Annotated in this window: 13 protein-coding genes and 1 tRNA gene; 8 read left to right on the top strand and 6 right to left on the bottom strand. The window is 31.2% G+C overall.

The features are described 5' to 3' along the window. Positions 1–133: 133 nt before the first annotated feature. Positions 134–484 (bottom strand): hypothetical protein, encoded by a 351-nt coding sequence (locus HN894_03550; protein MBT7142388.1) that lies wholly within the window; start codon positions 482–484, stop codon positions 134–136. 267 nt (positions 485–751) lie between these two features. Here HN894_03550 and HN894_03545 point away from each other — a divergent pair, with 267 nt between their 5' ends. Then, the gene (locus HN894_03545; protein ID MBT7142387.1) at positions 752–1,303 is read left to right on the top strand and encodes a hypothetical protein; all 552 of its coding nucleotides are present in this window, start codon (positions 752–754) and stop codon (positions 1,301–1,303) included. A gap of 144 nt (positions 1,304–1,447) precedes the next feature. Further along, a complete protein-coding gene (locus HN894_03540; protein MBT7142386.1) occupies positions 1,448–2,872 on the top strand; it encodes an aldehyde dehydrogenase family protein in 1,425 nt (474 codons plus the stop codon). 61 nt (positions 2,873–2,933) lie between these two features. On the opposite strand, the gene HN894_03535 is transcribed toward HN894_03540, so the two are convergent. Then, positions 2,934–4,271: a T9SS type A sorting domain-containing protein gene (locus HN894_03535; protein MBT7142385.1), complete on the bottom strand. Its 1,338-nt coding sequence runs from the start codon at positions 4,269–4,271 to the stop codon at positions 2,934–2,936. Positions 4,272–4,334: 63 nt separating this feature from the next. On the opposite strand from HN894_03535, the gene HN894_03530 reads away from it, so the two are divergent. Further along, a complete protein-coding gene (locus HN894_03530; protein ID MBT7142384.1) occupies positions 4,335–5,624 on the top strand; it encodes a bifunctional folylpolyglutamate synthase/dihydrofolate synthase in 1,290 nt (429 codons plus the stop codon). A gap of 154 nt (positions 5,625–5,778) precedes the next feature. After that, a tRNA-Val gene (locus tag HN894_03525) sits at positions 5,779–5,853 on the top strand. Positions 5,854–6,214: 361 nt separating this feature from the next. Here HN894_03525 and HN894_03520 read toward each other — a convergent pair. The 4 genes from HN894_03520 to HN894_03505 are packed head-to-tail and all read right to left on the bottom strand — an operon-like array spanning position 6,215 to position 7,858. After that, entirely contained in the window at positions 6,215–6,805 is a 591-nt protein-coding gene (locus HN894_03520; GenBank protein ID MBT7142383.1) for a hypothetical protein, read from the bottom strand. Beyond that, complete coding sequence (locus HN894_03515) at positions 6,744–6,929, bottom strand: hypothetical protein (GenBank protein ID MBT7142382.1); 186 nt, start codon at positions 6,927–6,929, stop codon at positions 6,744–6,746. The genes HN894_03520 and HN894_03515 overlap by 62 nt, the downstream gene beginning before the upstream one ends. 54 nt (positions 6,930–6,983) lie before the next feature. Further along, entirely contained in the window at positions 6,984–7,484 is a 501-nt protein-coding gene (locus tag HN894_03510; GenBank protein MBT7142381.1) for a hypothetical protein, read from the bottom strand. Then, complete coding sequence (locus tag HN894_03505) at positions 7,484–7,858, bottom strand: LysR family transcriptional regulator (GenBank protein ID MBT7142380.1); 375 nt, start codon at positions 7,856–7,858, stop codon at positions 7,484–7,486. Before HN894_03505 ends, HN894_03510 begins: the two co-directional genes overlap by 1 nt. A 319-nt stretch (positions 7,859–8,177) precedes the next feature. Between HN894_03505 and HN894_03500 the strand changes: the two genes are divergently transcribed. The 4 genes from HN894_03500 (at position 8,178) to HN894_03485 (ending at position 11,147) form a co-directional block, all read left to right on the top strand. After that, on the top strand, positions 8,178–9,542 hold the full coding sequence (locus tag HN894_03500) for a saccharopine dehydrogenase (GenBank protein ID MBT7142379.1): 1,365 nt from the start codon (positions 8,178–8,180) through the stop codon (positions 9,540–9,542). A 175-nt stretch (positions 9,543–9,717) separates the two neighbouring features. Next, a complete protein-coding gene (locus HN894_03495) occupies positions 9,718–10,017 on the top strand; it encodes a hypothetical protein (protein ID MBT7142378.1) in 300 nt (99 codons plus the stop codon). Positions 10,018–10,124: 107 nt separating this feature from the next. Continuing rightward, positions 10,125–10,787, top strand: coding sequence for a hypothetical protein (locus HN894_03490; protein ID MBT7142377.1), 663 nt, complete (start codon positions 10,125–10,127; stop codon positions 10,785–10,787). Between the two features lie 204 nt (positions 10,788–10,991). Continuing rightward, complete coding sequence (locus HN894_03485) at positions 10,992–11,147, top strand: hypothetical protein (GenBank protein MBT7142376.1); 156 nt, start codon at positions 10,992–10,994, stop codon at positions 11,145–11,147. Positions 11,148–11,276 lie beyond the last annotated feature (129 nt).

Below are 11,276 nucleotides of genomic sequence, written 5' to 3'. Positions count from 1 at the left end.
TATAAAATAATTAATTTTTGATGAGATTTCTATTTTCTTTCATGCAGTAAATGCTTTTGTATTAGACAAATGAAAAAAATAGAAATATCGCAAAAAGAGATGTTTTTAATTTTGAACTGTTTTCTTAGAGGCACTATATAATTTCAAACACGAACCTAAAATTTAACAATTGATTTATAAGGCTATCATCTACAGCAATTTTAATCTTTTCTAACTGATGTAAAATTTCCGAACTCATAATTTTATTTGAAGAATTAATCTGTTCAACTTCAATATCACCGTTTTTATCTACTTTTAAGGAAACCAAAACTTCAGCTTCAATATTATTTTCCTCGGCAAATATGGGATACTTTATTTTCGACTTTAAAATCTCAATTACCTTATCAGTTTTGGAAACTTTTATCGATTTTGTAGTTGGATTGCTGAATACAAAATTTACACTTAAAATACTTACTGCTAATAAACTCAATACTAATTTTCTCATGGCTTTTTTAATAAATTTTAAATAATAATAATTAAACTCGGGCTTCGACTTAACTAAACTTATGCCAAAAATTATAAACTGCAAATATTTAGACTGTTATGCGAGAGTAAAGTGTTTTCAAAAAAGAAAGTGTTTCATTTATAGTTTATTTGTGTCCGTTTTCGGACACTGATATAAATAAATTATTTAAATTAAAATTTATTATTTATGCACTTTGAAAAAATTTGAAATGCGAAAAACTAATAGTATCAATTCTTAAACTTATACATGAAAAAGTTATTTACATTATCTTTAATTATTTTATATACAATTACATACGGACAAAAAATAATTGTAACACCCGATGGACTGAAAAATTTGAACGATCTGAGAAAAACTTTTGTTTTTATCAAAGTTGAACGAAAAACTGCGAAATATCTTTATGATAGCACTTTGAATTATATAATAGAGACCTACCAAAACTCTAATGATACATTGAAAGAAACGATTGATGGCGAATTTATCAAACTAAAAACACATACTCTAAAATTATTAAGTATCAGAAGCTCAGGTACCGATGTAAATATTGAAGCTATTTATTCAATAAATTTCAGTTTTAGAGATGAAATAATAAAACTTGAAATTGTAGATATTGAAATGTATGCTACTGATTATTATGGCTATAAAGTATATTTTAAGGGTAGTTCATATCAAGGATTTCCAATCTACGGTTACAAAAATGTTTTGAAAAGACCCAAAATAAAAACCGATATAGAAAGCTATTTCAATAAATTATTAAATGAAATAGCAAATCAAAACTGGGCAAATCAAAATAATTGATAGTTTGCAAATTTCAGATATTTCATTAAACAAATCTTATGAAGCTTTTTACGATAATCAAAAAAACTAAATTTGAGACTTAAATTTCAAATGAACTAAATAAAACAATAAATATGTTCAGTTAAGCTGTTAAATATCAGACACATGAAAATACTTAATGTAAACGAGATAGTTGAGAATGCCAATAAAGCTGCAGCCAAATTTCGGCAATTAACACAGAAACAAACCGACAAAATTGTAAGGCGTGTGTATGAAGCTGCTTTTGATAATAGAATAATTTTGGCAAAAATGGCTTTTAAGGAAACCAATTTAGGAAAGTGGGAAGACAAAGTGGAGAAAAATATTATTGCAAGCTGGTCGGTTTATTCAGATATAAAAGATAGAAAAACTGTAGGTGTAATTTATGAAGATACTGAAAATGAAATTGTTGAATATGCGCAGCCAAAAGGTCCTATTTTTGCAGTAACACCTGTAACAAATCCAACATCTACAGTTTTGTTTAAAATTTTAATTGCAATAAAAACTCGAAATTCAATAATTATAAGACCTCATGGTGCAGCCAGAAAATGCTCGAATGAGGCAGCCAAAATTTGCTATCAGGCGGCTTTGGAGGCTGGTGCTCCCGAAAATTGTATCCAGTGGGTGAGGCGTTCGACAAAAGAACAAACCTTAGAAATGATGGGGCACAAAAAGATTGCATTAGTCTTAGCCACCGGCTCGGTATCATTAGTAAAATCTGCATACAGTTCTGGAAATCCTGCGATAGGTGTCGGACCTGGAAATGTACCTGTCTATATTGGAAAAAGTTGCAATGTCCCTTTTGCAGTCGATCAAATTTTGCTCTCAAAAACTTTCGATAATGGAACTATTTGCGCCAGCGAACAATCTGTAGTTGTTTCGAAAAGAAATTCAACGGAAGTTGTAGAAGAATTCAAAAGAAGAAAAGCATATTTTCTTTCGGAAGATGAAATTCAGAAGCTAGAAAAAATAGCTTTCAATAAAACGCAAAAAGTTATGAATGCTGAAGTGATAGGACAATCTGCGTTTAGAATTGCAGAAATGGCAAATATTAGCGTGCCGGAAGATACCAGCGTTTTGATTGCTCCACTAAGTGAGGTTGGAATAAATTATCCTCTTTCCTTAGAAATTTTAGCACCAATTCTTGGATTTTATGAAGTCGAAAATTTTGATGAAGCAATTCAGCAATGCCTGAAAATTAACGAACACGGTGGACTTGGGCACACTGTGAGCATTTTTTCGGAAGAAGAAAAAAAGATAGAATATTTCTCTTCAATTATGAATGCAGGAAGGATTTTAGTAAATACACCATCGTCTCAAGGAGCACTTGGAGGCACGTTTAATGCACTTCAACCATCGTTGACACTGGCTTGTGGTTCCGGTGGGAAAAATATTACTACCGACAATATTTCGGTGAGACATTTGCTGAATATCCAAAGAATAGCCCGCCGTAGGGTTAATGAATGTTATACATGCACAAAAAAATATTGCACCGATGAGGCTATCAATGCCTCATTGCTCGATGAAAAATGTCAAAAAAATTTGAAATAAGCTATGAATTGAAATATTTCATCTATTGATAATTCTATAATTTTTTACGAAAAAATCAGGATTAAATAATAACTATCTTTTTGATAAAAATTTGTTCGTCAATCAGAAATTTGATGAAATAAATCCCTGACGAGATTCCAATACTTTTGCAATTTAAGCGTAAATTATATTCTCCAACATTTTGTTTGCCATCAGTAATTGAGGAGACAAAATTCCCATTTTTATCTAAAATGGAGATGTCCACATTTTTTGTGTTTTGTAAACTATAATTAATTGCGAAAAAATCTGAAGCCGGATTCGGATAAAGATTTAGTTTAAAGGGATTTAATATTTCGACGTGTGACGGAGCTTTTATTGTTACCTCTATTTGGACAATTTCGCCTTGACAATTATATTGATCGGTTTCTTGAACCGAAATTTTTCCTGTGCCGCTTGTTCCCCAAAGTACATCAACAGAATTAGAATTCATTCCTGCTTCGATAGCTCCACCGCTAATCAACCAACTATAAGTAGAACTTGGAGTGTTTTCTATAGAATAAGTAATTGCAGTATTTTCATAAACAATAGTATCTCCCGAAATTTCGCCGGTATTTACATTGCATAAATCAACGAAAAGAATACTATTACCAATCATATTAGGAACAGCAATTTCCATTTTATGAATATTAAACGAAATGTCGGCAGGACCGGCAAAACCATCCACTAAAATAGTTTCTTGTGAAAAATTTGCATCATATTTCAGAATTTTTCCATTGCCTGTACCGAATTCGTTTATCCAAGTCGATATGTAATAGTTCCCATTATGATCAACACAAATTCCGTCAAGGTAGTTCAAACTTGGAATAAATAAACTACTTACACTGCTGTCAGCCATATTGATAGCCTGAATTGGCATTGAGGCAGCAAATGATACTAAAATAATTCTATTGTTTGCAGCATCGAAATGCAATCCGTTTGGTGAATCTAAATTTGAGTCAACAAAAATACTGTAATTGCTATTAGAAATACTTATTTTGTAAATTTTGTTATTAATGGTAGCACTTGTGTATAGAAAACCATTGTTGTCGCCGCATATATCGTTTAAAAATGCTGCTGCCGGAATATCAATATTAAATATATTGTTCCCGCTATTTACATCATATCCTGAAATGCGATTTCCTTCAGCAACGAAAAGTTTACCGTCTTTAAGAAGAATGCCTCGTGGTTGAAACAGTCCGCTAGCAAAATCATGCAAGGTCCCATTTTCTTCCATTTTAATGATGGTTCCATTTCCTGTGTTCGATATTAAGTAGCTGCTGCTAATTTCATCAAATACTATACTTTCTGGGGCATTCACAATTTGACCAAGTAAATTGAAGGATGCAAAAACTATTATTAGAATTATATTTAGAATCTTCATTTTAATCAACTTTAAATTTCATTAATTTGCACAAATAAAATAATTTGTAAATATAACAATTTTATGACATATCGTGAAACGGTTGAATATATGTTCAGGCAATTGCCTATGTTTCAGCGACAAGGAAAGGCTGCCTATAAAAATAATTTGAATAATACTATTTTATTAGACAACTATTTCGGAAATCCTCACCAAAAATTCAAATCCATTCATATTGCAGGAACAAATGGAAAAGGTTCAGTATCTCATATTTTGGCTTCAGTTTTGCAAAAAGCAGGACTGAAAGTTGGTTTATATACATCTCCTCATTTAAAAGATTTCAGGGAAAGAATTAAAATTGATGGCCGGAAAATTGAAGAAACTGAGGTCGTAGATTTTATTAATGCAAACAAAACATTTTTTGAACAAATAAAACCCTCGTTTTTCGAAATTACTGTCGCACTTGCGTTTTATTATTTTGCAAAAAAATGCGTTGACATTGCTGTTGTTGAAGTGGGTATGGGCGGCAGGCTTGATTCTACCAATATCATAAATCCAATTTTGTCAATTATAACAAATATTGGTTATGACCATACAGAATTTTTAGGAACTAGTTTAGAACAAATTGCTAAAGAAAAAGCAGGAATTATTAAAAAACATGTGCCGGTAATTATAGGTGAAACCCAAAATTCAACAGAACAGGTTTTCATAGAAAAAGCAAAATTAGGAGAAACTCCTATATCTTTTGCCGACAAAATTTATAAATGCAATTACTCGACTCTTTCTTTACAAAATGAGCAAATATTTCATCTCGAAAAAGATGGACAAGCTGTATATAAAAACCTAAAATCTAATTTATTAGGAGTTTATCAAAGGAAAAATATTATATCAAGTCTGCATGCCTTAGAGCAATTGAAAAAGTTAGAAATTGCAATTTCTGAAAAAAACATTTATGATGGAATTGCTTCAGTTTCAGAGACTACTGGTTTTCAGGGACGCTGGCAAATCATTGGAAACAATCCGCTGGTGGTTTGCGATACGGCTCACAATATTAGTGGAATTATGGAAGTATTATCTCAGATTTCAAATACCCCTTTCAAAAACTTACATTTTGTTGTCGGAGTAGTGAATGACAAAAATATTGATAAAATTCTTGAAATTCTTCCGAAAAATGCACACTACTATTTTACCAGAGCAAATATCCCCCGATCATTAGATGAGAAGATTTTAATGAAAAATGCCGGCAAGCACAATCTTCGGGGCAAATCGTATTCAAGGGTAGAAATTGCATTTTCGGAGGCAAAAAAATATGCCGAAAAGGAGGATTTGATTTTTGTTGGAGGTAGTACTTTTGTTGTTGCTGAAGTTTTATAAAGTTTATTTTGCAAATTATTTGTTGTAAAATACTGTTTATCAGGCAATAGTTGTCTTGAAAAATCAATATTAAAATTTCGCATAAAAAATGAAGTTTTTATTTGCAGAATAGAAAATGAGCTCTATCTTTGCGGCACTTTTTGAAATTGAAAAAGGGCGATTAGCTCAGTTGGTTTAGAGCACCTGCCTTACAAGCAGGGGGTCACTAGTTCGAATCTAGTATCGCCCACATTGACACTTAAACGGTTACATTTATTTTTTGATGTAGCCGTTTTTTTATTTGCACACAATTTGCATACAAAATGGGTTTAAACTATTTTTAGAAGTCCCTTTTATAAAATGAAATATGTAAAACAATATTGAATAAAAGCCTGAAAAATGTCCATTACATCAACAAGTGTGTTTAAAGTGCTGAATTTGTGATTATTGTGAAGCTAATTTTAACCGCAAAGAACGCTAAGTTATTGAATATGTTTGCTTTGCGAAATATTGCGATTTACATGGCGACCTTTGCGCTTATATTATTCATTTTGATTTAGTTTAGCATGTTACTATTTATTATCATACATTGATTAGTTACAAATAAACATTCAATTAAACATCTGTTTTCTAAGTCTTTTTGTAAAATTAATTAAACTTGCAGCCAACAATGCACCGGCAAGCCCAAAAACAAAATGAGACAAGACAGGCAAAAAATATCCAGCTTTAATAAAAGAATTATATGGAAAACCTGTCAACAAATGGATCACAATTCTTGATAAAGGAATTATCATATAGGAAATTCCTCCGAGAATTGCAAATAATACAATGTTTGAGTTGAATCCTTTTATATTTTTATAAAGAAAATCAATAGCAACTCCCATGAGAATATAAATTATTGGCAAAAACGGATCTTTAAAACCAAAAAAAGGAATCAAGATAGTAAATGCCGCAGCTACAGCCAAAATTGTAGAAGCCAGAGAAATTCTCGAAAAGCTTCGTCCAATCAGAAAAATAGCCATAACTTCCAAACCATGATGTCCGGGCATACTTAGTGGTATTCGTAGCTTTGCTCTTAAAACCACCGCAAAAACTCCCAAAAAAGCAAGAATCAAAATCTCTCTGATTGTCTGATTTCTTTCAATCGGAAATGCTTTTGATATAGTCTTTTGTACAAACTCGCCATTCATAATTGTTTTCATCGTCTATTTTTTCAGTTATAATTACAATATTATTATTTTTCAGCACGGGCCTGAGCCAATTGCCAATATCAATTCTTTCGTTTTTTGGAATAGAATTTCCGCTTTTATCAACTATTTTATCCACATTTATTTTCTCGAATAGTTCAGCGGCAGAATAAATTCCATTAAGTTCTCTAAGTTATGCTCCCTTGAGCCAGATGCAACGCCCATCGTTAGCTGTTTTTCGTAGAGCAATAGCTGCCAAAGCTCCAATAATCCCATCCTTGTCTCCGGTCAATCCTTCGAGATATATGTTTTTTTCGTTAGCTATTTGGTAGGCTTCTTTTTGAGTAAGGATTTCTTCTTTGGCACGTAAACCCCAATTCTCAATTTGCTCATTAATGTTTTCGAATATAGAAACTGCCAAACCGGCATCGGAACCTTCTGCACTATTTCGAATCAAAAATTCTCTCGATAGTTTTACCAATTTTAGGAATTCCGTGGAAAAAACTTCGAGGCATGCAGAACTGTTTTGAGAAGTATAAGGAATTCTGGAATCAAAAAAAAGCTGATGGCGTGTTATTGAGCCAACAAATCCAATTTTATTTTCTTCTATCAATTTTCCAAGCTGACGCGAACGAAAACCTGTTCCTCGACTAATTTTATTGTCTGTATCGTCAATCCCAATTAAAATTCGCATTACTTATTTACTTCATTAAAAAATTTCTTTGTTATTTTTTTTAGCGAGTTATCAAACTCGTTGATTAATTCAAAATAAGCCTCAACAATGTTTCTTCCATCTTCAGTTAAGAAACTTTTCCCACCCTTGGCTCCTCCACGATGTTTTTCTACAAAAGAAAAACCCAACAATTCCTCTGCCTTTTTAATATCACCCCAAGCTTTTCTATAACTGATTTCCATTTTTTCGGCTGCCAGACTTAATGATCCTTCTATGTCAATTTGTTTAAACAGATTAAACAATTTGTCATTAATGACATTTTTATCATTCAAATCTAATCGTATTTCATATCTTAGAAATACATCGTAATATTTTGACCCTTTCGATCCTGCCATTAACTAAAATATTAATAATCAGCTATTTTTAAATCCATTCGATATGCATTAAATTGCATGTCGAATACAAAAATAATATTTATTTTAATAAAAAGCCAAAAAATACAATTTTTATTTTCGGTTTTCACTTTATGATTTTAAAAGTTGTCCAAATTTTCTAAAAATCTAAAATATGTATTGAGTTTTTTATCATATCCCATATCTTGTTTCATTTTTAATGTTTTCAAGTATTTCAATATTGTATTTAGCCAATTTTAATGAAAAATGTAAATAAAAATCATATCTTTACGACTATAATTTATAAATAAAATTAGCCATTATGAAGAAAATCAATAATGTTTATGAGACGAAAAGGAAAAAAGTAGCAATAATAGGAGCCGGCAAAATGACAAAGCCGCTTGTAGATTATTTTATTGACAAATGTGGTTATCAGGTTTTTATGGTAAACCGTACAGTTTCGGCAGCAGAAAATGTTATTTATGGAAGAAAGTTGGGAACGGCTGTCAGATGGTCTGCGGGCGAACCCGATGCACTCGATAAAGTTGTTTCGCAATCAGATATTGTGATAAGCATGGTTCCAAAACCTATGCACATCAATGTTGCCAAATCATGTCTTCGATGCAATAAAAATATGGTAACTACTGCTTATGAAATTCCTGAACTTATGGCTCTTGACAAAGAAGCGAAAGAGAAAGGTCTATTAATTTTGAACGAATTAGGAGAGGTTCCGGGAATTGATCACTTTGGCACTCAGCTACTGATAGATGAAATTAAAAAAGAGGGCGGAAAAATCCTTAGCCTGAAATCGTATGGCAGCGGATTGCCGGCTTATGAATTCAATAACAATCCTATGTTGTATAAGTTTTCGTGGGATCCGAATACAGTATTTGTTGCAGCTCAAACTGCAGCTCAGTATATTGAAAATGGGAAAAAAGTAAAGGTGCCGGGCAATAAACTTTTTACACATTTCTGGCTAACCGAAATTGAAGGTTTAGGAACATTTGAGACCTACCCGAACAAAGATGTTGAAAAATATATCAAACCTTTTGGTCTTCCAAATAATATCACTTTTTATAGGGGTTTGCTCCGCTATTCGGGATATTGCAATAATTTAAGAAACATAATGGAACTCGGTTTTCTTGATAAAGAAAAAGTGCATGATTTTTCTAATGTTACATACCGACAATTGATGTCAACATTAATTGGAAACGATTCAACAAAAGACCTTGAACTGAATGTTGCAAAATATTTGAATGTTTATGATAATGCCGATATTATCCATCGTTTGAAATGGCTCGGACTTTTTGACGATCGCACAATAGATTTAAAAGAAGGAACAAAAATAGATGTTCTGCTCGATCGAATGATAAAACGCATGGGCTACGAACCACACGAAAGCGATATGATAATCCTACATATTGAAGTGATTGCAGAATTTGAAGATGGCAGAAAAGAGAAGAGACTTGCAACAATGGTGAAAAAAGGAATACCTTATGGCGATTCTGCAATGTCGAGAGCTGTTGCATTGCCGGCAGCAATTTCTGCCAGACTTATTCTCGAAGGCAAAATAAAAGCAACAGGCTTAAGAATGCCTCCAAATCTTCCGGAACTATATAAACCTGTACTTGAAGAATTAGAAACTTTTGGTTATACTTTTAAACGTCAGAGTATTGTTATTCCTTAAATTGGGAAAACTGATGTATTGTTTTTCTGAAAATGGCACAAAAGTATTTTTATATGTTGTTGAAATTCTGAGAAACAAGGAAACAAAGGAAACAAGGAATTAATAAATTACTATGAATTAAATGATTAACTTTGACCTTAGTTGGAATATCAATACGAACATGAAATTAACTATATTGTTATTAATACTAGCACTAAACTTGTTTGGACAAGAAATAAAAACAATCAATTTGGATTCTGTGGAGTATTATGTTTATCCAGAATATCAAGGTCAAAAATGGATAAGGTCTTATAACTTTAACAAAAACAAAAAGTGTAGATTAAAAGATGGGAAATGGCTGATTTTATATGAAGAAGATACTACAAAAATATACTCAAAATTTGAATTAGATAATTGTACATATAAAGGAGAGTTAATGAAATTTCACTTTAATGGAAAGTATCTGAAAAATCTATTTATGAGGATGGAGAAGTAATAAAGTTTATTACGTATTATCAAAATGGAAATAAAAAATCAGAAGGAGAAAATAGTTTACTGCAAATAAAAAGAAGAGACAAAATAGGTTTTAAACGTACTCGTAAAATGTCATTTCCTGTTGGGGAAAGGAGAGAATGGTATCAGAATGGGCAACTAAAGTTAATAGAGAATTATAAATCTACAAAAGATGATTGCTATTTTCCAAAAGAAAAAACAGCTGAGTTTATATTTAGATTTAGAAATTTGGAGGGTAGAATGACTGCTTTTTACAAAAATGGGAATAAAAAAATAGAAAGGTTTTACACTGATAGTAAATTAGATAGCATATGTACATTTTGGCACTCAAATAAACAATTGAAAGAACAATACATATTTGATAATGGAGTATTTGTTGATACCAACCGAGTTTTGGAAAGTTATTATTCCAATGGAAACATAAAAGAAAAAGGGAAACGAAAACGAGCTTTAAAAACAGATAAATGGATAGGCTATTACAAGAATGGCTCAATGCACTACGAAGGAAATTATACAATAGTGCAATATTGTATTGGCGATTTTTACGGTCTCTGGAAATACTGTAGTATAAAAACAGGAGTATGGACTTATTATTATCCAAATGGACAAATAAAGGCTAAGGGGAGATATATTGATGATGGGATAGAATTTAAGAAAGACACCGGATGGTTATACTGGGATGAAAAAGGTAATAATATTTCTTTTATTAAAATAGATAACGAATATGAAAACTCCGAATTTACTTTATATTAAAAACAGAACCAAACATTATAGAATTTAGGGCTTAGTTGAACCAAAAATTCCTAAAAAACAGATATCTATTTTGCATTATTATGATACTCAAACATTTACGGTTTTTCCTTTTTTTATTCCAGAATCTCAAAATAATTTTTACCCCATGAAATGGAAAATTCTATTTTGACATAGAATTTTTGTATTTTTGTAAAAAATGATAAAATGGAAAATTTAGTGATTGAAAATGAAGAGAATCAAATGGTTCTGAAACTTAATAAAAAAGTGTTCAATAAGAATTATTTGATTTCTTTAGTGAAACGGCTACAAGTTGAAAATTTAGCACAAAAATCTGGTTTTCGTCCTGATATTCTAACCTGATTAATTCATAAACTTTTTTTTCATAAACGTTTCTACAATTTTCATGCTCAAATATATTAACATTGATGAGTTTTAGTTAATTTTTTTATTCAATTTTAAATTTTACCGAATTTTATTTTGAATGATTCT

The organism is Bacteroidota bacterium, assembly GCA_018692315.1.
In the GTDB taxonomy this organism is placed as follows: domain Bacteria; phylum Bacteroidota; class Bacteroidia; order Bacteroidales; family JABHKC01; genus JABHKC01.
This window is presented reverse-complemented; position numbering and strand designations above follow the sequence as displayed.

What these genes read in the sequence shown, in the direction of transcription:
- HN894_03485 (MBT7142376.1), top strand. Translation starts at nt 10,992, where the DNA reads ATGGAAAATTTAGTGATTGAAAATGAAGAGAATCAAATGGTTCTGAAA.
- HN894_03550 (MBT7142388.1), bottom strand. Translation starts at nt 484, where the DNA reads ATGAGAAAATTAGTATTGAGTTTATTAGCAGTAAGTATTTTAAGTGTA.
- HN894_03520 (MBT7142383.1), bottom strand. Translation starts at nt 6,805, where the DNA reads ATGAAAACAATTATGAATGGCGAGTTTGTACAAAAGACTATATCAAAA.
- HN894_03490 (MBT7142377.1), top strand. Translation starts at nt 10,125, where the DNA reads ATGTCATTTCCTGTTGGGGAAAGGAGAGAATGGTATCAGAATGGGCAA.
- HN894_03500 (MBT7142379.1), top strand. Translation starts at nt 8,178, where the DNA reads ATGAAGAAAATCAATAATGTTTATGAGACGAAAAGGAAAAAAGTAGCA.
- HN894_03505 (MBT7142380.1), bottom strand. Translation starts at nt 7,858, where the DNA reads ATGGCAGGATCGAAAGGGTCAAAATATTACGATGTATTTCTAAGATAT.
- HN894_03540 (MBT7142386.1), top strand. Translation starts at nt 1,448, where the DNA reads ATGAAAATACTTAATGTAAACGAGATAGTTGAGAATGCCAATAAAGCT.
- HN894_03545 (MBT7142387.1), top strand. Translation starts at nt 752, where the DNA reads ATGAAAAAGTTATTTACATTATCTTTAATTATTTTATATACAATTACA.
- HN894_03530 (MBT7142384.1), top strand. Translation starts at nt 4,335, where the DNA reads ATGACATATCGTGAAACGGTTGAATATATGTTCAGGCAATTGCCTATG.
- HN894_03535 (MBT7142385.1), bottom strand. Translation starts at nt 4,271, where the DNA reads ATGAAGATTCTAAATATAATTCTAATAATAGTTTTTGCATCCTTCAAT.
- HN894_03510 (MBT7142381.1), bottom strand. Translation starts at nt 7,484, where the DNA reads ATGCGAATTTTAATTGGGATTGACGATACAGACAATAAAATTAGTCGA.